General features: G+C 28.3%; 17 protein-coding genes. 16 read left to right on the top strand and 1 reads right to left on the bottom strand.

The features are described from left to right. Nucleotides 1-163: 163 nt before the first annotated feature. The 8 genes from HF850_RS02975 to HF850_RS02940 all read left to right on the top strand — a co-directional run bounded on the left by HF850_RS02975 (nt 164) and on the right by HF850_RS02940 (nt 11,112). Entirely contained in the window at nt 164-2,257 is a 2,094-nt protein-coding gene (locus tag HF850_RS02975) for a glutamine synthetase III (protein WP_169103998.1), read from the top strand. A gap of 370 nt (nt 2,258-2,627) precedes the next feature. Continuing rightward, on the top strand, nt 2,628-4,676 hold the full coding sequence (locus tag HF850_RS02970; RefSeq protein ID WP_169103997.1) for an ATP-binding protein: 2,049 nt from the start codon (nt 2,628-2,630) through the stop codon (nt 4,674-4,676). Between the two features lie 404 nt (nt 4,677-5,080). Continuing rightward, a complete protein-coding gene (locus tag HF850_RS02965) occupies nt 5,081-7,126 on the top strand; it encodes a PAS domain-containing sensor histidine kinase (protein ID WP_169103996.1) in 2,046 nt (681 codons plus the stop codon). A gap of 222 nt (nt 7,127-7,348) precedes the next feature. Then, nucleotides 7,349-7,861, top strand: a complete 513-nt coding sequence (locus HF850_RS02960; protein ID WP_169103995.1) for an ECF transporter S component — start codon at nt 7,349-7,351, stop codon at nt 7,859-7,861. A 233-nt stretch (nt 7,862-8,094) separates the two neighbouring features. Beyond that, nucleotides 8,095-9,441, top strand: coding sequence for a triacylglycerol lipase (locus tag HF850_RS02955; RefSeq protein WP_347564389.1), 1,347 nt, complete (start codon nt 8,095-8,097; stop codon nt 9,439-9,441). 30 nt (nt 9,442-9,471) lie between these two features. Then, complete coding sequence (locus HF850_RS15980; protein ID WP_169103994.1) at nt 9,472-9,918, top strand: HNH endonuclease signature motif containing protein; 447 nt, start codon at nt 9,472-9,474, stop codon at nt 9,916-9,918. A 12-nt stretch (nt 9,919-9,930) separates the two neighbouring features. Next, nucleotides 9,931-10,464 (top strand): flavodoxin domain-containing protein, encoded by a 534-nt coding sequence (locus HF850_RS02945; RefSeq protein WP_169103993.1) that lies wholly within the window; start codon nt 9,931-9,933, stop codon nt 10,462-10,464. A gap of 21 nt (nt 10,465-10,485) precedes the next feature. After that, nucleotides 10,486-11,112 carry a CDP-alcohol phosphatidyltransferase family protein gene (locus HF850_RS02940; RefSeq protein WP_169103992.1) on the top strand — a complete coding sequence of 209 codons (627 nt, stop codon included), beginning with the start codon at nt 10,486-10,488 and terminating at the stop codon, nt 11,110-11,112. An 81-nt stretch (nt 11,113-11,193) separates the two neighbouring features. Here the strand turns inward: HF850_RS02940 and HF850_RS02935 are convergent, their stop codons facing one another. After that, on the bottom strand, nt 11,194-12,642 hold the full coding sequence (locus HF850_RS02935; protein ID WP_169103991.1) for a DUF4317 domain-containing protein: 1,449 nt from the start codon (nt 12,640-12,642) through the stop codon (nt 11,194-11,196). Between the two features lie 344 nt (nt 12,643-12,986). On the opposite strand from HF850_RS02935, the gene HF850_RS02930 reads away from it, so the two are divergent. The 8 genes from HF850_RS02930 (at nt 12,987) to HF850_RS02895 (ending at nt 21,614) form a co-directional block, all read left to right on the top strand. After that, entirely contained in the window at nt 12,987-14,384 is a 1,398-nt protein-coding gene (locus HF850_RS02930; protein ID WP_169103990.1) for an SPFH domain-containing protein, read from the top strand. 32 nt (nt 14,385-14,416) lie between these two features. Continuing rightward, nucleotides 14,417-15,511: a hypothetical protein gene (locus HF850_RS02925; protein WP_206151574.1), complete on the top strand. Its 1,095-nt coding sequence runs from the start codon at nt 14,417-14,419 to the stop codon at nt 15,509-15,511. A gap of 13 nt (nt 15,512-15,524) precedes the next feature. After that, nucleotides 15,525-16,364, top strand: coding sequence for a TPM domain-containing protein (locus tag HF850_RS02920; RefSeq protein ID WP_243159374.1), 840 nt, complete (start codon nt 15,525-15,527; stop codon nt 16,362-16,364). Nucleotides 16,365-16,595: 231 nt separating this feature from the next. Then, on the top strand, nt 16,596-17,036 hold the full coding sequence (gene nifU, locus HF850_RS02915) for a Fe-S cluster assembly scaffold protein NifU (protein WP_169103989.1): 441 nt from the start codon (nt 16,596-16,598) through the stop codon (nt 17,034-17,036). A 328-nt stretch (nt 17,037-17,364) separates the two neighbouring features. After that, entirely contained in the window at nt 17,365-18,141 is a 777-nt protein-coding gene (locus HF850_RS02910; RefSeq protein WP_169103988.1) for an FAD-binding oxidoreductase, read from the top strand. A 105-nt stretch (nt 18,142-18,246) separates the two neighbouring features. Next, nucleotides 18,247-19,707 (top strand): NADP-dependent glyceraldehyde-3-phosphate dehydrogenase, encoded by a 1,461-nt coding sequence (locus HF850_RS02905; RefSeq protein WP_169103987.1) that lies wholly within the window; start codon nt 18,247-18,249, stop codon nt 19,705-19,707. A gap of 235 nt (nt 19,708-19,942) precedes the next feature. Then, nucleotides 19,943-20,800 (top strand): GGDEF domain-containing protein, encoded by an 858-nt coding sequence (locus HF850_RS02900; RefSeq protein WP_169103986.1) that lies wholly within the window; start codon nt 19,943-19,945, stop codon nt 20,798-20,800. A gap of 112 nt (nt 20,801-20,912) precedes the next feature. Then, nucleotides 20,913-21,614 carry a Crp/Fnr family transcriptional regulator gene (locus HF850_RS02895; RefSeq protein ID WP_169103985.1) on the top strand — a complete coding sequence of 234 codons (702 nt, stop codon included), beginning with the start codon at nt 20,913-20,915 and terminating at the stop codon, nt 21,612-21,614. The last annotated feature ends 124 nt before the right edge of the window (nt 21,615-21,738 follow it).

Genomic DNA, 21,738 nt, shown 5'->3' with positions numbered 1-21,738 from the left:
AAAAATAAAGTATTATATTCATATAGTAAGTAAATTATTTGAATTCAAACAAGTTGTTGACAATGGAGTCAAGGAAATATGCGTATATGCGTATTCTTTGGCTCCTTTTTATTTTTAGCAATAAAGTATATGCAATAAGTAAATATGGAAAGAGGAATTAAGTATGGAAAAAGTTAATGAATTTTTTGGAACAAATGTATTTAATGATACTGTAATGAAGGAACGTCTTCCAAAGGCTACATATAAGGCTTTAAGAAAGACTATAGAAGAGGGTACAGCACTAGACCCTGAAGTTGCAGATGTAGTTGCATCTGCCATGAAGGATTGGGCAACTGAAAAAGGAGCTACACATTTTACACATTGGTTTCAACCAATGACAGGTATTACAGCAGAAAAGCATGATGCTTTTATAAGCCCAGCTGAACATGGAAAAGCTATATTAGAATTCTCAGGCAAAGAATTAATCCAAGGTGAACCAGATGCATCTTCATTCCCATCAGGTGGACTTAGAGCTACATTTGAAGCTAGAGGATATACAGCATGGGATTGTACTTCACCAGCATTTATTAAAGATGGTTCATTATGCATACCTACAGCATTCTGTTCGTATAACGGAGAAGCACTAGATAAGAAAACTCCATTATTACGTTCAATGGAAGCTATAAATAAACAAGCTTTACGTGTATTAAGATTATTAGGCAATACTACTTCAAAGAAAGTTACTACTACAGTAGGGCCAGAACAAGAATATTTCTTAATAGATAAGAAAATGTATGATGCCCGTAAAGATATTATTTTAACTGGAAGAACTTTATTTGGAGCAAAACCACCAAAAGGACAAGAATTAGATGATCACTATTTTGGAGTTTTAAAACCAAGAGTTTCAGCATTTATGAAAGATTTAGATGAAGAGCTTTGGAAGCTTGGAATTTATGCTAAAACTAAACATAACGAAGTAGCTCCAGCACAACATGAACTTGCACCAGTATTTACAACAACTAATATTGCAGCAGACCAAAATCAATTAACAATGGAAATAATGAAAAAGGTAGCAGCTAAACATGGATTATACTGCTTGCTACATGAAAAACCATTTGAAGGAATCAATGGTTCAGGAAAACATAATAACTGGTCAATGAGTACAGATGATGGAATAAATCTATTAAATCCAGGTAAAAATCCCCATAATAATAAGCAATTCTTATTATTCTTATGTGCTGTAATTAAAGCAGTTGACGAATATCCAGATTTATTAAGAGTTTCAGCTGCAAATGCTGGTAATGATCATAGACTTGGAGCAAATGAAGCACCTCCTGCTATAGTTTCTATGTTCCTTGGAGATCAGCTTGAAGATATATTAGAACAAATTGAAAGGGGAACAGCTACAAGTTCAATTGAATCTAGCGATTTAGCAATTGGTGTAGATACTTTACCTCATTTACCTAAGGATGCAACTGATAGAAATAGAACATCACCATTTGCATTTACAGGAAATAAATTTGAATTTAGAATGGTAGCTTCATCTGATTCTATTGGGTGCTGTAACTATATATTAAATACAATCGTAGCAGAAAGTCTTTCACAAATTGCTGATAGATTAGAGAATGCTTCAGACATAAATTCAGAAATAGATTCCTTATTAACAGATTTAGTTAGAAAGCATAAAAAGATAATATTTAATGGAAATGGATACTCAGATGAATGGGTAGAAGAAGCTGAAAGAAGAGGACTTCCAAATCTTAAGTCTACAGTTGAAGCGGCACAAGCTTATATAGCTGATAAGAATCTTGAAGTTTTAGAAAAACATAAAGTATTATCAAGAGTAGAAGCTACAGCACGCTATGAAATTATGCTTGAAAATTATACTAAGACAATAAATATAGAAGCATTAACAACACTTGAAATAGCTAAACGTCAAATTTTACCTTCAGTACTTAAATTTGAAGGAAACTTAGCAGAGTCAATTAATGCTATTAAAGCTACTGGCCTTGACACAGATACTTCTGTACAAGCAGATTTATTAAAAGATGTTTCAGTTTTAGCAGCTTCATTAAATAAAAATATCAAACTTCTTGAAACAGTAGTAGAAAAAGCTGAAAACTTTAATGGAGATATGGCTGAATTAGCTAAGATGTATAGATATGAAGTATTTGCTCAAATGGATTCATTAAGAAGAGATGCAGACAAGCTTGAGACAATTGTAGATAAAGAATTCTGGCCAATGCCAACTTATGAGGATATGTTATTTAATGTTTAGTATCATCAATGTTGGCAGAACAGCTTTTGATGCGGCTATGAAATTGTAGTTGAATGAATGCAAGAAAGAAGTGGTTATATTTTGACCATTTCTTTTTTTTGCAAAATTATGTTTTGTATAAAAGAGTAATAAGTGAGAAATTAGAAATAAATTAGTTTTGTATTTGTAAAGTTAAAAAAATGACATTATGTATACGTATAATATAATAAATTTGAAAAAATTATCTTCTATTGCTGAACAGTTAGTATTTTTGGAGAAAATAGACTAAATAGAGAAAAATATGCTAAAATATTACATATAATAAATTATATTGATATTATTTGTTTGAAAAACTACATGATTGTAGGGTATAGATTTAGGAGAGGAAGCAATGAACAACCAGAATAAAGTTATAACTAGAAGTTATACTATAGAAGATTTAGAACAGATTTTAGATAGTATTCCTTATGAAGTTTATCTTAAAGAAGCTGATGGAAAATATAAATATATAAATAAAGAAGCAGCAGATAAGGTAGGATTAAAAAAAGAAGATATTATTGGAAAATATGATGTTGATTTTAGAAGCAAGGAAATGGCTAAAATATGCACAGATGGGGATAAATTAGTATTAAAGCGAGGGAAAGCAACCTTTATAGAAGATAAGTTAGTTATGGGAAATATTGAAACTGCATATGAATTATTTAAAACAATATTGTTTGACAGTAGAACAAAAGAAAAATTAATATGTGGTGCGGCTAAGTTTGTAACTGTTGATAAAACTGTTTCTAATTATATTATTGAAAAGTGTGGAGATATTATGAATGGTGTACAGACTATAGACAGTGAAGTTGTACATACTGAAATATTGATGAAGCTTAAAGCGGGAACAAAAGCTGATAATGTAGCTTTATATTTTTATGATGATACTTTAAATGAAATGAATATGCATGTTAATTTGGGCAATAAAAGAAGATTATTTCCGCAAAGTTACATAATAAGTAAAGAAATGAAAAGTGAATATTTTGAAAATAATAATTGTGCTATTATTAGTAGACTTGATAATGGTGGGGTAAATAATATTTATCTTTTAAAGGATAGTAATAAGTTATTAGGATGTGTACATATTTATCATAAAAATGATCCTGTTGAAATTAAAGAGGAATTTGTAAAATATATATGTCTTGTATTATCATTTATGCAGAATAAAAAGATACTTACAGACAATCTTAATAAAGAGCTACAGATGAGGAAAAATTCACAAGAAAAGCTACAGCTTATGATAGATAGCTCAATTGATTATTATGCACTTGCTAAAAGTGATGGAGATAAGACTATCTGGCTTGAAACAAGCAAAGGATTTGATAATACTATTGGATGGACTGTTGATGATTTAAATTCTACGCATTACATGGAGTTTATTCATCCTAAAGATAGAAAAAAAGTACAAAATATATTATCAGCATATCGTAAAAGAAGCTGTAAGGTGTGTTTTGAACTTTTGTGTAAGGATGGAAAATATGTTACATTAGATGCAAATATAAATTATTTAGCAGATGATATTTATATGGTTGTAGCCAATGACATAAGTATTATTACAGAGCTTAAAAAAGATAAAGAAGAACTAGAGCACATAGTCGAACTTGAAAGTCTTAAAACTGAATTTTTTGCAAATTTGTCCCATGAATTTAAGACACCAATAAATATTATTCTAACAACTATACAAGTTATAACGAGTTTTATGATTGCAAATCAAAGGTATCCTGATTATGAGAAATTTTATAGATATATATCAAGTATAAAGCAAAATTCATTCAGACTTTTAAAATTAGCAAATAATATGATTGATATAACTAAAATAGATGGTGGGTTTTATGAAATCAATATGGGAAATTACAATATTGTTGAAGTAGTTGAAAATATAGTTCAATCAGTATCTTCGTATATGAAACATAACAAGAGAAATATAACATTTGATACAGTTGAAGAGGAAATAATTACAGCATGTGATCCAAATCAAATTGAAAGAATAATATTAAATATTTTATCTAATGCGATGAAATTTACATCATCTAATGGAAATATATATGTGAATATTGATTTTTTAAATGATTGTAAAACACTGATAATAAAAGTACGAAATGATGGAGAACCTATTGATGCAGAAGATGCTGAAAAGATATTTGATAGGTTTACTCAATCGGAACAATTATTAACTAGGAAAAGAGAAGGTAGTGGTATAGGCTTGGCTCTTGTAAAGTCTTTAGTGGAAATGCATGATGGAAAAATATATGTTAATACGGAAATTGAAGAAGGAACAGAATTCTGCATAGAACTACCTATAAGAAGTGTGTCAGATTCAGATTCCAATAATATATTACAGAAGAATCTTAATTCTAAAATTGAAAGATTTGATATAGAATTTTCAGATATATATAATTAAAAATTTAAAGAGTGTTTTTAATAATTAAAACGCAGATACTGTTTTAAAATCAATTAAGATAAACATGGGTAGTTATTGAAATTTAATATAATAAATATTATATTAAGTTCCTATAAAAATACTATTAAAAAGTATTCTTATAGGAACTTTATTTGTTGTTATGCAGTTTATTATTAAAGATTATTATAAGGTAGTAATAAAGATATTGCTTGCTATTTTTATTAAAGAATAAGGTTCTTGATGGTTGTTTTTTCTTTAATTAGTAAAAAATATGATATTTTAATAAAAATAAGATATTTTTTTATGAAAATATGTTGAAAAAATGAAAAATATGCTAAAATATAATATGTAATAAAAAAGTAAATTTGTGATAATTTAATTGATAAATTATAAGGGGTAAAGAGATGAGTAATAATGGAGTAAAAACTAGAAATTATACCATAGAAGATTTGGAACAAATTTTAGATAGCATACCATTTCAAGTATTTTTAAAAAATTCAGATGGAAAGTATATATATGTGAATAAAGAAATTGAAAAAAATACTGGTATAAAAAGAGAAGAGATTATAGGAAAATATGATATTGATTTTAGAAGTGAAAAGCTCGCAAAATTATGTCGTGAAGGAGATAAGATAACTTTAGAAAATGGCACATCAACATTTATTGAAGATAGAATAATTAAAGACAATGTTGAAATTGAAAATGAAGTATTTAAAACTATAATAATTGATAGTAGGGCAAAAGAAAAATTAATATGTGGTGTATCAAGAGTTATTGAAAGAGATAAATCAGTATCAAAATATATTATTGAGAAATGTGCCGATATTATGAATGGACCACAGAGTATAGATGATGAATTATTATACAAAGAGATGCTAGGAAAGTTAACAGATATTACAAAGTGCGATTGTATATCGCTATATTTCTACGATAATGAACTAAATACCATGAAGATTAATACTAAACTAGGAAATTCAAAAAATCTATTTCCACTTGAATATATAATAACAGAAGAAATTGAAAGTAGTTATAATAATAATGATAAGTGTAGAATAGTTAATAGACTTGAAAATAATGAAGTTGAGTACATATATTTAATAAAAAATAGCAATAAATTATTAGGATGTATACATATTTATTATAAAGATATGCCTGTAGAAACTAAAGAAGAGTATATAAAATGTGCATCTCTTGTAGTGTCTTTTATGCAGAATAAAAAGATACTTACAGACAATTTAAATAAAGAATTAACTATGAGAAGTGATTCACAGAAAAAGTTAAAACTTATGATAGATAGTGCTATTGATTATTATGCACTTGCTAAAAAAGAAGGTAATAAAACAGTTTGGCTTGAAACAAGTAAAAAATTTAACGAAGTCGTAGGATGGACTGTTGAGGATTTAAATTCAATAAATTATTTAGAATTGATTACACCTAAAGATAGAAGTAAAGTTGAGAACATTCTATCAGATTATCATAGAAAATCTCATAAAGTTTCCTTTGGCCTTTTATGTAAAAACAACAAATGGGTAACTGTAAGTGCAAATCTTAATTATTTAGCTGATAATATTTATATGATTTCAGCTAATGATATAAGCTTGATTAAAAAGTTGAAACAAGAAAAGGAAGAGTTACAGCATATAGTTGAATTAGAAGGACTTAAAACTGAGTTTTTTGCAAATTTATCTCATGAATTTAAAACTCCAATAAATATTATTCTAACGACTATACAGGTTATAACTGATTTTATGATTACCAATCAAAAATATCCTGATATCGATAAGTTCTACAGATACATATCAAGTATAAAGCAAAATTCATATAGACTTTTAAAATTAGCCAATAATATGATAGATATAACTAAAATAGAAGGAGGCTTTTTTGAAATAAATATGGGGAATTATAACATAGTTGAAGTGGTTGAAAATATAATTCAATCGGTAGCTATATATATGAAGGATAATAAGAGAAATATTACATTTGATACAAGCAAAGAAGAAATAATAACTGCTTGTGATCCAAATCAAATAGAAAGAATAATACTAAATATATTATCAAATGCAATGAAGTTTACATCATCTAATGGAAATATATATGTAGAAGTTGATGAGATAGATAATGGCAATAAAGTAATGATAAAAATAAAAAATGATGGAGAGCCTATTGATATAGAAGATTCTAAAAGGATATTTGAAAGATTTACTCAAGCAGAACATTTATTAACTAGAAAAAGAGAAGGTAGTGGAATAGGTCTTTCACTTGTAAAGTCATTAGTAGAAATGCATGATGGTATAGTGTATGCTAATACAGAAGTAACAGATGGAACGGAATTCTGTATAGAACTTCCTAAAAAACAGATAGTTTATGATGAATCTAAAAGTACATCAAGTAAGTTTTTAAATTCAAAAATTGAAAGATTCCATATTGAATTTTCTGATATATATAATTAGTGAGTAAAGTATGAACTTAATACATAATATTTTAATGTCACTTTTTATTATTTTGAGTATATATAAGAGTAATTTTGAGAATATTATATTGTATCCATACATTTTGAGTAGTTGTGATTTTGTGATAGTATGTAAAAAAGATAACTTTTACAAATAATAACAATGCATTGAATCATTTTAGTACTTGTTGCAATAAGTATTAAGGAAAGAGGAGAATATAATATGGAGATTAATAATAAAGTTAAGTGGATTACTTTTACGGCATTATTCATGTCTATGAACATAGTTTTAAGTTCATTTAGTATACCAGTACCAGGAGGACATTTATATTTAAATGATGTTGTTATTTGCACAGCAGCCATTATTTTAGATCCTTTATCAGCATTTCTAGTTGGAGGAGTAGGTGCATTTTTAGGAGATATGATTTTTTATCCAGCACCAATGTTCGTATCACTTATAACTCATGGAATTCAGGCAGTAGTGATTTCATTATGTGTAAATAAGATATTTAAAAATCGTGAAGAAATGGGAGCCATTATTGGAGTATCTCTTGGCGTAATAATTCTTGTTGTAGGATATACTTTAGGACGTGCATTTGTATACAGTACAATTCAAGCTGCTATGATAAAGCTTCCATTTGAATTTTTACAGGGAATGTTTGGAGCTGTATGTAGTGTATTATTATGTTATAGAGCGAGTCTTAAAAAGAAGTTTGCTCAAATTGCATTAAATTAAAAGAAATAGAAGTTTATATATAAAATTGAATAAGTATTATTAATTTAATATGAGTTTAAAAGCTTTATTTATATAAAAAGTTAGGTAAAAGACTTTAAATATAAATAAAGCTTTTTAATTTAGGTTATGTTAGAGAATAGGAGAAATAATACTATTTTTTAAAAAGGAGTTGTTATTATATTATTAAAATCAAATATATATAAGTATAAATATTAACTGAAGGAGTGAAATAAGTGTACCCTGAAGGAAAGTTCTGGACACATATAAGAAATATTATAATATTTTTTGCACTTATGAATAGTTTAATTATAATCAGAGTATTACCTACTAGTAGTACCTTTTATGTATTAATTATAGTTATTTTGTTAGGAGCTTATTTATACGTAAATGTTGTACCATCATCAAAGGAAAAACTAAGTAGAAGATTAAGTATTATGAGAAGTGGATATACTCTTGTTGTAGACTGTGCATTAGTTGCATTTATAGAAATAATCTTATATGTTTCACAAGTTTTATTTAAATATTTAGAAATAGATAAAGAAATATTAATTATCAATTGCATAATAGCCATAATTACATTGTTTATCCCATTTGTAAATGGATTTATTAGAATGATGTTTACATCCAGAAACTTAGGAATTATAAACAGAATACTAATTATACTTTTTTGGTGGGCTCCAGCTATAAATATTGTTATTTTAAGGAGTTCATATAAAAAAGTCAGATATGAATATTATTTAGAGAAAGAAAAGATGTTTAGAAATGAGCAGAGAAGAGAAAGTGAAGTTTGTAAGACTAAATATCCAGTTGTATTAGTTCATGGTATATTCTTTAGAGACTGGCTTTTTATAAATTACTGGGGCAGGATTCCAAAGGAGTTAATTAGAAATGGAGCAGAAATATATTATGGACATCAGCAGTCATCAAATTCTGTAAGCAAAAGTGCACAAGAGTTAAAAGAAAATATTATGAAGATAATAAATGAAACAGGATGCGAAAAAGTAAATATTATAGCTCATTCAAAAGGAGGTCTTGATTCAAGATATGCTATAAGCTGTTTAGGCCTATCAAAATATGTGGCATCTCTTACAACAATTAATACGCCTCATAGGGGATGTAGATATGTTGATTTTTTATTAGATAAAATACCAGATAAATTTAAAAAACTTGTTGCGCAGAATTACAATAAGACATTTATTAAACTTGGTGATAAAAATCCAGATTTTTTAGGTGGAGTAACAGACCTTACAGCAGAAAAGTGCAGAGAGTTTAATAATAAAGTTGTAGATTCAGAAGATGTTTTATATCAGAGTATTACATCTAAGATGAAAAATGTACTCTCCTCTCCATTTCCTTTAAATGCAGGCTATTTACTTGCAAAAACTTTTGACGGTGAAAATGATGGATTAGTTGGAGTAGAATCTGCAAAGTGGGGAGATTTTTTAGGTCTTATAGAAACAGATAATAAAGGTATTTCCCACGGTGATGTTATAGATTTATTGAGGATAGATATAAAAGGCTATGATGTTTGTGAATGTTATGTAGATATTTTGAAAAAACTAAAAGAAAGAGGCTTTTAATCAAAATATAAATCGTTAGGGATGATCATAATGAAGTATACGTATGTATGTGAATTATGTAAAAGAGAAGGAGTTCCAAAGGTTACAGAACATCACCTTATACCTAGAGAAGAAGGTGGCAAAGATGGAGAAGTGGCATGGCTCTGTGAAAACTGTCATAAGCAGATCCATGCTTTGTACACTAATAAAGAATTAGCTATAAGATTGAATACATTGGATGCTCTTGAAGAGGATGATAAAATAAGCAGTTATCTAAAATATATAAGAAAACAGCCTGCCAGCAAAAAGGTCAAGGTTCATAAGTCTAAAAGGGATTATTTTGATACAAGATCAGAGGTACAAAAGCAGATACTTCATATGATGTTTGAAAAACTCAATGATGAAGAGATGGAAAATCTATTTAATCTATTATGCAAAGTTTACGAAGGAATTGAAGAAATAGAAAAAAATATTCAAGTAGAAAAATTAAAATTATAGGAGTGATTTCATGTGAAAAAAGTATTGTTAATAGTTGGTGCAGTAATAGCCGTAGCATTTATAAGTGTTGTCTGGATATGCAAAGCAAATGATGCAGAAAACAAAAATAATCCTATAAAACTTGGAAATGACTCTAGTAAAAAAAATGCAATTATAGTATATCAAAAAGGAAGGTCATCATATGCTGATAAAGTGGCTCAATCCATAGGAGAAGGATTAGTTAAGGATGGTTATAATGTTGTACTTAATCAGCCAGGTGATTATTTAGAAAAAGACCTTTCAAAATATGATCTTATACTATTTGGTTCACCAGTATATGCATCTCAAACATCTTCACAGATAAAGAAATATGCAGATTCTATTGTTAATTATGGTGATGGAAAGGTAATCTGCTATTGTGTGGGAAATCTTAATGATAAGGATGAATCTAAGGAATTTATGGATAGTTTCAATGGGAAAGCAACTGGAGCATTTAAAGTGGTAAAATCAGATTTTGATGTAGATAAAAATGCACCTATAAATAAAGTTAGAAGCATACTTGGATAGTATGATTTTCAAAGTATTTTTATGATTAAAGAATTATATAAGATTAGAAATATTCATGCATTCTGTTTGGTTAATACTATAACTTTAGTGCGAATCCCATTAATATTTATGTTTATATATAATTTAATATATTATTTAAATACAAAAGAACAATCATATGGATTAAACTCAATTATTATATCCATGCTAATTATTTTTTCAGATTTTATAGATGGAAAGCTTGCAAGAAGATATAAAGTAGCAACACAAATAGGGCAGTTATTAGATATTTACTTGGATTTTGTATATATTTTTGCTGGATTAGTTACTTTATGTGTTTATGATTTAATTAATTTTTACTTCATAATTGTGATTGTATATAAGTTTTTAGAATTTGTATTAAGTTCAAGACTACTGAAATCAAAAGTTAAATTCAAAGGCAATAAGGGGCAGAATTATTTTTATGATTTATTAGGAACTCTTGCGAGTGGATTTTATTATGTAATTCCATTGATAGTAGTTACTTTTAATTATTTTGATTATATTTATAGTGGAGAATTAATTGAGGCTATATTAGTTTTTGTTACTACAGTAACTGTTATCAGCAGTTTTGTAAAATTAAAATATATTTATAATATGCTGATTATTAAAAGAAATATAGAGATTTAGGAGATGTAACTGGAGTATCTTCAGGTATGGGTAGGGTAAAAATTAAGCGGCTATTTTTTATAACCGCTTAATTTTTATAGATTAAAGAACCCTGTCTACGCCATTTACATTGGTTTGTTCATCATCATCTACAGGGATTACAAGATATTTTTTACCATCGATTATTTGATATTTAATTTGTTCAACCTTTTCTGGTTTAACTTTTAAAACTATATCGTAATTTGAATTATCTTTATTGTTAGAATTATCAGCAGAATCTAAATCAGAAGCCGCTTCAGAAGTTTCATTATCAGATTGTAGAGCATTAGAGCTTTCATCTAGATTACCATCATTGTTTAAAGTCTTTAATATAGATACTGCTTCATCTTCCATAGCATTATCAATATATTCATCTGTAGTTTCGTCAATTGGCGATTCTAAATCAGTGTTATTTTCCACAGAAGAAGCTTCTGCGGCAGATTGAGTTCTTTCAAGCTTGTTCTTTAATATTTCTACTTGTTTTTCAAGTCTCTTTTCCTTTTTTCTTTGTTCATTTTTAGCTAAAGTTTTACTGTCTAATAAATTGTCTGCAACAGGAGGTGTATCTCCGAATTCTTCAGTATATGATTGTTCAATTTTTGCGCATATTTCTTCTGGTACACCACTTTCAACAAGAAGATCTGATATTGCATTGTTTGTAAGAAGCTTTGGTTCTGCTTCTGTACCATTTATTGCTTCATGGTCATCTATCATAGTATTTAATGTATCTTGAATTTCCATGATTAAGTTATCAGATTTTTCATCATCACTGCCTACAGCATTTTTTATTATGTTTGTAAATGTTTCTTTTTGTTCAGCAGCAGTTCTTACAGGTTCACAACCTAAAGTTCCTTCAACAAGTTCTGGATGAGTATCTTTAGGATTTTTTGTGTAATAAATAACTGAATGTATATCTGAACCTCTGTCTATAAAAGCTGGAAATATAAATCCATTTGAAGGTGCTTCTACAACCCAGTCTCTTTCTCTTGCACCAATTCTATCTTCTTCAGGGTGATAGCTTAACCCAGGTTTTGATAGTGATACAGGGCATATAGCACATAAAATATATTCATAAACTTCTTCAGATTCATCAAGTTTTGAATTGTCTGTTGTTTTAATTATTACGTCATAAGCATCATGGAAAAGAAGTATTAAGAAATTACCTTCATAATCATAGTTATCTATAACATTGTTATAAAATTCATCAAGAAGTGCTTCATCCTTAAGACAGCTTCTTTTAAGTTTCATAAGATCGTATTGTCTGCCACCTTCTTCTTCTTGCTCAAAAGGAAATTCAAGATTTAAAAGGTTGTTTCCAATAGTACCTGATAATGTTTTTTTAGCAATTTCTAAGTATTTAAAAAATTCATCTTCATCTAGATTTAAAAAAGTCTCATTAAACTTTAATATTATGTTTTTTTCTCCATTTACATAGCAACCGCACATCTTTGTAAATGTACAGTCATCTTTTTTTAATCTTTTTTTTAATTCTAAAATATCTTTTTTTCTCATAATCTGTCCTTTCATTTCATGAGGTTTTGTAAGAAACATTCACGATTTTATTTATATTTTTAATTGTTTAATTTGTAAATATTGCTATAAATTAGTTTTTTATAAGCTTAAATTATAAAAAAGCCTTGTATATTTATAGAGGATAATTCTAATCACAAAACTTTTTTAGGAAGCTTAACTTGAAAAAAATATGTTACTAATAATAAGTATATTATTGAAGTTAATCATGTGCAAGAAGTATAAAAAGTTTATTTTTTCATAATTAAAAATTTTAGTATTAAGTTATATAGTATTAGAAAGATTAATATAAATTAAGTAATTATTATATATTAGGAGGAATAATTTTGGGATTAATTAAAGCTGGTCTTGGTGCTGCAGGAGGAATTATGGCAGATCAGTGGAAGGAATTTTTTTATTGTGATGCCTTAGAAGCAGATGTTTTAGTTGCAAAGGGACAAAAAAAGACTTCTAAACGATCATCTAATGCAAAGGGTGAAGAAAATATAATATCAAATGGATCAACAATATCAGTAAATGATGGGCAATGCATGATAATAGTTGAACAGGGAAAGATAGTAGAGTTTTGTGCAGAGCCGGGGCAGTTTGTATGGAATGCATCAACAGAACCTAGTATTTTTGAGGGGAGTCTTGGAGGAAATATAAGAAAGACATTTTTACAAGTTGGTAAACGTTTTACTTATGGAGGAGATACAGGAAAGGATCAGCGTATTTATTATTTTAATACTAAGGAAATTTTGGGTAATAAGTATGGTACTGCAAATCCTTTTCCATTTAGAATTGTAGATAAAAATATAGGTTTTGATTCAGATATTTCTATTCGTTGTAATGGGGAATATTCATATAAAATTATAGATCCAATGCTTTTTTATACTAATGTATGTGGTAATATTGATAACATTTATGAAAGAGACAATATAGATAGCATGCTTAAGACAGAAATTTTAACTGCTCTTCAGCCAGCATTTGCTAAGATTGCTGAAATGGGAATACGATATAGTTCATTACTTGGACATACTATAGAAATAGCAGATTCACTTAATGAAGTTCTGTCAAAGAAGTGGATTCAAACAAGAGGAATACAAATAGCATCTTTTGGAATTAACTCTATTACAATATCTCCTGAAGACGAAAAGATGATTAAGGATCTTCAAAAGTTAGCTGTATATAAAAATGCAGGTATGGCAGGTGCTGGTCTTGTAGATGCACAGGTTGAGGCTATGAAAAATGCTGCTAAAAATGAGAATGGAGCAATTATGGGCTTTATGGGCATGAATATGGCTCAGCAAACAGGCAGTAATATGAATGCTCAAAATTTCTTCCAGATGGCACAACAACAGCAACAAAATTCTAACAACCAATTTAATAATCAATTTGAAAATAATAATATGGTTAACCAAGGAAATGAAAATAGTTTTAATAAGATACAAAATACAACCAACAATAGTGTTGGCATGTGGACATGTAGTTGTGGTGCTACAAATAAAGGAAAATTTTGTGCTGACTGTGGTAAACCTAAGCCTATTTCAAATGATAATGGATGGACATGTAGCTGTGGTGTTTTTAATTCGGGAAAATTCTGTAGTGAATGTGGAGCTAAAAAACCACAGAGTGTATCACTTTATAGATGTGATAAATGTGGATGGGAGCCAAAAGATCCTGCACACCCTCCAAAATTCTGCCCTGAATGTGGAGATCCCTTTAATGATGAAGATATTAAATAAATGATATTTATAAAAATATTAATAGAAGAGTGGTGAGTACAATAAGCGAAACATTAGAATATAAATGTCCATGCTGTGGTGGAGCAATTGAATTTGATAGTACTATTCAAAAGATGAAGTGTCCTTATTGTGATACAGAATTTGAAATGGAGGCATTGAAATCATTTGATGAGGAGCTAAAAAAAGATAATAATTCTAATATATCATGGGATATGCCTGAGGGAAGTGAGTGGCAGGATGAAGAACAGAAGAATATGAAGGTATATTTGTGTGAATCATGTGGTGGAGAGATAGTTTCAGATGAAAATACAGGGGCTTCTTCTTGTCCTTATTGTGGAAGTCCTGTAGTTATAAAGGGGCAATTTTCTGGAAAACTTCGGCCAGAATATATTATTCCATTCAAGCTTAGTAAGAAAAAAGCAAAGGAAGAACTTAATAAACATCTTATGGGAAAAAAGCTTCTTCCTAAAGTATTTAAAAATCAAAATCATATTGATGAAATAAAGGGGATGTATATTCCTTTCTGGTTGTTTAATGGTTCTGCTTCTGCTGATATGAGATATACGGGTGAAAATTATGAATACTGGAGTGATTCAAACTATAATTATACAAGAAAAAGTTATTATATGGTATTACGTAGTGGTAGTGTGGAATTTGAATATATACCAGTAGATGGCGCATCAAAAATTGATAATGACCTTATGGAATCTATTGAACCCTTTGATTTTAGTGAAGCTGTTGAATTTCAAACTGCATATCTTGCTGGGTATTTAGCAGATAAGTATGATATTAATTCAGAAGAAAGTATAACTAGAGCTAATGAAAGAATTAAAAATACTACAGAAAGTGCTTTTAAGGAAACTGTAGCTAAATATGATAAAGTACAACTTGAGAATAGTAATATTCAAATTGAGAATGGTAATGTAAAATATGTACTTTATCCAGTATGGATTTTGAATACTACTTGGAATAATGAAAAATATATTTTTGCTATGAATGGACAGACAGGAAAGTTTGTGGGGAATCTTCCTATGGATAAATCTATATATTGGAGATACTTTACTATCTATACATTAGTTTTTGGAGCAGTTATATATGCAGCAATGTGGCTATATTCATTATTGTAAGGAGGCTTGGATTATGAAAAGACACATTATATGTAGGTTTATGAGTATTATAATGACTTTAGCATTATTAGTTTGTATTCTTCCCGTGCCTTCTTATGCTGATAATAAAAACGTAAATAATATTCCAGATAAAAGGCTGTTTGATAGAATTGTTGATAATGCTGATATTTTAACAGATAGTGAAGAAAAATCATTGTTAAGTAAAGCTGATGAAATAAGTGAAAGACAGAAATGTGATATAGCAATTGTTACAGTAAATTCTATAGAAGGCAAAACTCCAACAGAATATACAGATGATTTTTTTGATTACAATGGATATGGTATTGGGCAAAACAAAGATGGAATATTATTTTTAATAGCTATGAATGAGCATGAATGGGCTATTTCTACTCATGGTTATGGTATAACCGCATTTACAGATGCAGGACAGAAATATATGATGAAAGATGTTATTACTAATTTAAGTAGTGGTAAATATGAAGAAGCATTTTCAGTATTTTTAGATTATTGTGATGATTACTTGACTCAGGCTTATACAGGAACTCCATATGATTCAGGTAATCTACCTAAAGAACCAGTATCTTCAATATGGATTTTAGGTAGTTTATGTATTGGAGCAGTTATTGCATTTATAATTCTTAGCACATGGAAAAAACAATTAAAGACAGTTGAAATGCAGAATTGTGCAGATAATTATATTGTGCCTAACAGCTTTGAGCTTAGTTATGAAAATGATGTGTTTTTATATGATACTATAATAAAAGTAGAAAAGCCAAAGGATAATGATAGTGGAAGCAGTACACATACAAGTTCATCTGGAGAAGAACATGGAGGAAGTAGTGGGAGTTTTTAATGCTCTATAAGATAAAACATATTATTTTGATAGGAATTGAAAAAATGTGATTTAAATCACATTTTTTTTGTGGAATTATATATATAATTTATTTGTAGTCAAGTTTTGAAAGAAAAGATTCAAATAGTTTGATACAGAAATTTAAATAATGTTAATAAAATAAGTTATTTAACAAATAAAAAATAAAATTCTAAAAGCAAAATTTAGATGTTGATTTAAGGAGAAATAATTATGATATATACAGAAAAAGTAATGGATCATTTCCAAAATCCAAGAAATGTAGGGGAATTAAAAGATGCAAATGGTATTGGTGAAGTAGGAAACGCTAAATGTGGAGATATAATGAGAGTATACTTAAAGGTTGAAGATAACATAATTAAAGATGTTAAGTTCATGACTTTTGGATGTGGATCTGCAGTTGCTTCATCATCAATGGCAACAGAAATGATTAAAGGAAAGACTTTAGAAGAAGCTTGGAATTTAACAAACAAAGCAGTTGCTGAAGCATTAGATGGACTTCCACCAGTAAAAATGCACTGTTCAGTGTTAGCCGAAGAAGCTATACATAAAGCTATCAACGATTATAGAGAAAAAGCTGGATTAAGCATGGATGGATGGGAATTTAAAGAAACTGACCATGATGAACTTCATGAAATGGAACATGATAATTAAATAATATATATAAAATATCTGCTTCATTATGAAGCAGATATTTTTATTTGATGGTATATAGGTAATCTGTTATATAAGCAGGTGCTTTTTTTATGATTTATCAAGAAATATAAATAATATAAATAATATAAATATATTTTTTTATTTGATTAGAATCACATTTTTTAATTTTAAAAACTTATATAATGATGTTGTAAGGTAAAGGGTCAATATATTAAAAATATATGATAATATCCTATTAAATTACGATATGAGAAGTCCGTTTAATGACTTATAACATAAATAAAAAACTATCAAGATAAATGTAGGTAGTAGGGGTGAAGTTTTTATGACAGATAAAAATATAAATATAGTTGATTCTAAATGGAAGGGATTCAAAGAAGCACAAGTATTTAAGATAATAGAAGAAAGTAATAATGTTAAATCCTTTTATTTAAGAATGGCAGATGGCACAGCACTTCCAAGCTTTGTTCCAGGACAGTTTATTGCCGTTAAAGTAAAAAACGAAGATGGCACTTATACTAAGGTTAGACAATATACATTATCAAAAGATTATAATAGTAATTATTATAGAATAAGTATTAAAAGAGAAGAAGAGGGTTATTTAAGCAAGATATTATGCGATACAATAAAAGAAAATGATATTATTGAAATAACTGCTCCAATGGGGAATTTTGTACTTAAAGAGGGTAAGCATCCACTTGTTTTAATTGGTGGTGGAATTGGAATAACACCAATGATTACAATGGCATATGATTCTAAGGATGCAGATAGAGATGTATATTTTATATATAGTATTCCAAATTCAAATTGTCATTGTTTTATTGATGAAATAAATAATATTGCAAAAGAAAATGATAGATTAAATAAGACAATAGTCTATACACGACCTTTAAGTTCTAATGAGATTGGAAGAGATTTTGATTTTAAGGGACGAATCAATAAAGAATGGATGAAAAGTCATCTTCCTAAAGATGCAGAATTTTATTTCTGTGGTCCAGTTTCATTTATGAAATCTATTTATGATAATCTAATAGACCTAGGAATAGATGAAGATAGAATTAATTATGAATCATTTGGACCAGGTATGAATTTTTCAAAGTAAGATTTTAAAATATTTTTATTATTAATATAGATAGCAGGTATTTAAAGTATTTAAAGTTTGTACGTATATACCTTTAATTGAATTGTTACTAGGGAGGAAATATATATGTTTAGTGATATAAGAGTAAACAAAAGATATAAAAACTTAATTAATGGGGAGTGGAAAGAGAGTAAAGGTGGTAAATTTATAGAAATTAAATCACCTATAGATGATTCTCTTTTAGGTGAAGTACCAGCTATGACTCAAGCAGAAGTTGATGAAGTTATTGAAGCTGCAACCATTGCTCAAAAAGAATGGAAGAATGTACCTACAAATAAAAGAGCAAAGATATTATATAAAGCAGCTGATCTTTTAGAAGAAAATGTAGAAGAATTAGCAAATGTAATGATGATGGAAATTGCTAAGGACAAGAAGAGTTGCAAATCTGAAATAATAAGAACTGCAGATTTTATAAGATTTACAGCAGATAGTGCTAAGAATATGTCTGGTGAAAGCTTACCAGGTGATAATTTCCCAGGATTTAAAAACAATAAGGTTTCTATAGTAAGAAGAGAAGCTTTAGGAGTAGTCTTAGCTATTTCTCCATTTAACTATCCTGTGAACTTAGCAGCATCTAAAATTGCACCAGCAGTTGTAATTGGAAATTCAGTTATTTTAAAGAGTGCAACTCAAGGTTCATTAAGTGGACTTCATTTAGCTAGAATCTTTGAAAAAGCTGGTTTACCTAAAGGCGTGTTAAATACAGTTACAGGTAAAGGAAGTGAAATAGGAGATTATATTACAACACACAAGGGAATAAACTTCATTAACTTTACAGGAAGTACAGCTGTAGGTCAAGGAATAGCTAAAAAGACTGCAATGGTACCTCTTCTTATGGAGCTTGGAGGGAAAGATGCAGCTATAGTTTTAGAAGATGCAGATTTAGATCGTGCAGCTTCTAATATAGTAGCAGGTGCTTTCTCATATTCAGGTCAAAGATGTACAGCTGTAAAGAGAGTCTTAGTAGTAGATAGTGTTGCAGATGAATTAGTAAGAAAGATAAAAGAAAAGATGTCAACTCTTAAAGTTGGAAATCCAATGGAAAGTGAAGCAGTAGATGTAGTTCCACTAATAAATGATAAAGCTGTAGAGCATGTTATGGAACTTATAGAAGATGCTAAGAATAAAGGTGCAGAATTATTAGTTGGAGGACAACGTGAAAATAGACTTATATATCCAACTTTATTTGATAAGATAACATTAGATATGGATTTAGCGTGGGAAGAGCCATTTGGACCAGTGCTTCCTATAATAAGAGTTAAGGATAAGGATGAAGCTATTAAAATAGCAAATGAATCTGAATATGGTCTTCAAAGCTCAGTATTTACTGAAAACATTGATGATGCATTTTACATTGCTGATAAGTTAGAAGTTGGTACAGTTCAAGTGAATAATAAGACTGAAAGAGGACCAGATCATTTCCCATTCCTTGGAGTAAAATCTTCTGGGATTGGAACTCAGGGAATAAGATATTCCATTGAAGCAATGTCAAGACCTAAGGTGACTGTAATTAACTTAGTAAGATAAAATATTATTTAACCTCACAACTGTAAGATTGTGGGGTTTTTATTTGTTGGTATTTTAATTTGGCAAAAAAATAACTTGATTAAAACCAAAATCGAAAAAAGTAATGTATAATATTAAATGATGTTTAAAAATGTCGAAAAATGGTTTGTGAATGATGATTTTGAGTTTATAATATACTTGTATACATAAAAATAATATTGTTTTGATTCTCATTTTTAAGAAAAGGAGGACATACTTGAATAGTGAGATTTCGCAAATATTTAAATATTACTCTTTAGTTTTTGATACTGTAAGGATTGTTGACCCTATTAAGAAGAAAGTAATTTTGAATAGTTGCAGTGATAATGGACAATGTGATAAATTTTGCTTTGAATTACTAAAAAAAGATGGTGCATGTACAAATTGTACATCAGTAAGAGCATATAATGAAAGAAAAAAAATTATGAAAATAGAATATGTTGAAAATAAATTATATATGATTATATCTGCACCTATTGAAATTGAAGAAAAGTTATATATTTTTGAATTTATAAAAGATATTACTGATGAAACGGTTATTAATAATAGTACTATTCAAATGCAAAAAGAAATCGATAGAATTAATCTACTTTCTGTGACAGATGAACTTACTGGAGCATATAATAGAAGGTTCATAAATGAATATCTTTCTGTAGGAATAAATGATGATGATTTAAAGGATAAATGCCTTTCAATAACAATAATGGATATAGATTTCTTTAAAACTGTAAATGATACATATGGACATTCTGCTGGAGATTTTGTATTAAAGGAAATTGTTAAACTTATTAAGTCTAACATAAGATCAACTGAGTGGATTGCAAGATATGGTGGAGAAGAATTCGTTATTGTATTTAATCATAATAAAAGTGAAAATATAATAAATGTAATAGATAGAATAAGAAAAACAATAGAAGAACACGAATTCTTTTTCGAAGGAAATAAAATAAAGGTAAAAGCAAGTTTTGGAGTAGCTTGCCGTATAAAAGATGAAAATATTAATACATTACTTGAAATAGCTGATAAAAAGCTGTATGAAGCTAAAAATAGTGGTAGAAACAAGGTTGTATATTAATTATAGAATGTTTTTCTCCTAGAATTAACAATATTATATTATGTTGATTCAAAAATTGAATTGTATGATATATTTTTAATAAAATATAATGAGGAACTTAGGAGGAAAAGTTATGGATAAAATGAATTGTGAGAAGTGTAGCAGATTTTGTGCTAGTAGAGTACCTATATTTGAAAATTTAGAGTCTCACGAATTAGATGAAATTGTTAGTGAAATTGAACATAAATCTTTTGAAAAGGGAAGCCTTATATTTACAGAAGGCAGTAGTGCCAATACATTGTATTTTATAAATGAAGGAAAAATAAAGTTATACAAGTATAATAAAGATGGAAAAGAGCAGATATTCCATATACTAACCAATGGTGACTTTTTTGGAGAGTTAGATCTTATAAAATCTTCGAAATATAAGTTTAATGCGAAAGCTATGGATAATGCAAAAATCTGTACTTTAAAAAAGAATGAAGTTAAAGATATAGTTTTAAAGAATCCTGAAATTGCATTAAAGCTTCTTGAAAGTGTGGGAGAAAGATTAGCTGCTATTGAAAATCTGGCGCAGAATTTATCAACTAATGATGTGGATGCTAGAATTGCATATTTATTATTAAATCTTATGGATAAGTACAGCGAAGAATTAGAAGGAAAAAAACTTATAAAGCTTCCTTTATCGCGTGAAGATATGGCAAACTATATTGGAGTAACAAGAGAAACAATAAGCAGAAAACTTAAAAAGTTTGAAGATGAAGGTTTTATAAAATTAGTAGGTACTAAAAAGATACTTGTTCTTGATGAAGAAGCTTTAGATGACTGTATATAATCTTAAAAGGTTTAATTTATATATCCTGTTGAAGTAAGATAATTTATATTACTTCAACAGGATATTTTATTTATAGTATAAGTTAGTTAAAGTACAATAATATACAATCATTTACTCAATAAAA

The organism is Clostridium sp. SM-530-WT-3G (genome assembly GCF_012843905.1).
In the GTDB taxonomy this organism is placed as follows: domain Bacteria; phylum Bacillota; class Clostridia; order Clostridiales; family Clostridiaceae; genus Clostridium.
The sequence above is the reverse complement of the archived record's forward strand: the minus strand, read 5'-3'. Positions and strand labels throughout refer to the sequence as shown.

Coding starts and splice junctions, on each gene's coding strand:
- HF850_RS02960 (WP_169103995.1), top strand. CDS start 7,349: ATGGAGATTAATAATAAAGTTAAGTGGATTACTTTTACGGCATTATTC.
- HF850_RS02905 (WP_169103987.1), top strand. CDS start 18,247: ATGTTTAGTGATATAAGAGTAAACAAAAGATATAAAAACTTAATTAAT.
- HF850_RS02910 (WP_169103988.1), top strand. CDS start 17,365: ATGACAGATAAAAATATAAATATAGTTGATTCTAAATGGAAGGGATTC.
- HF850_RS02895 (WP_169103985.1), top strand. CDS start 20,913: ATGGATAAAATGAATTGTGAGAAGTGTAGCAGATTTTGTGCTAGTAGA.
- HF850_RS02965 (WP_169103996.1), top strand. CDS start 5,081: ATGAGTAATAATGGAGTAAAAACTAGAAATTATACCATAGAAGATTTG.
- HF850_RS02920 (WP_243159374.1), top strand. CDS start 15,525: ATGAAAAGACACATTATATGTAGGTTTATGAGTATTATAATGACTTTA.
- HF850_RS02935 (WP_169103991.1), bottom strand. CDS start 12,642: ATGAGAAAAAAAGATATTTTAGAATTAAAAAAAAGATTAAAAAAAGAT.
- HF850_RS02940 (WP_169103992.1), top strand. CDS start 10,486: ATGATTAAAGAATTATATAAGATTAGAAATATTCATGCATTCTGTTTG.
- nifU (WP_169103989.1), top strand. CDS start 16,596: ATGATATATACAGAAAAAGTAATGGATCATTTCCAAAATCCAAGAAAT.
- HF850_RS02970 (WP_169103997.1), top strand. CDS start 2,628: ATGAACAACCAGAATAAAGTTATAACTAGAAGTTATACTATAGAAGAT.
- HF850_RS15980 (WP_169103994.1), top strand. CDS start 9,472: ATGAAGTATACGTATGTATGTGAATTATGTAAAAGAGAAGGAGTTCCA.
- HF850_RS02975 (WP_169103998.1), top strand. CDS start 164: ATGGAAAAAGTTAATGAATTTTTTGGAACAAATGTATTTAATGATACT.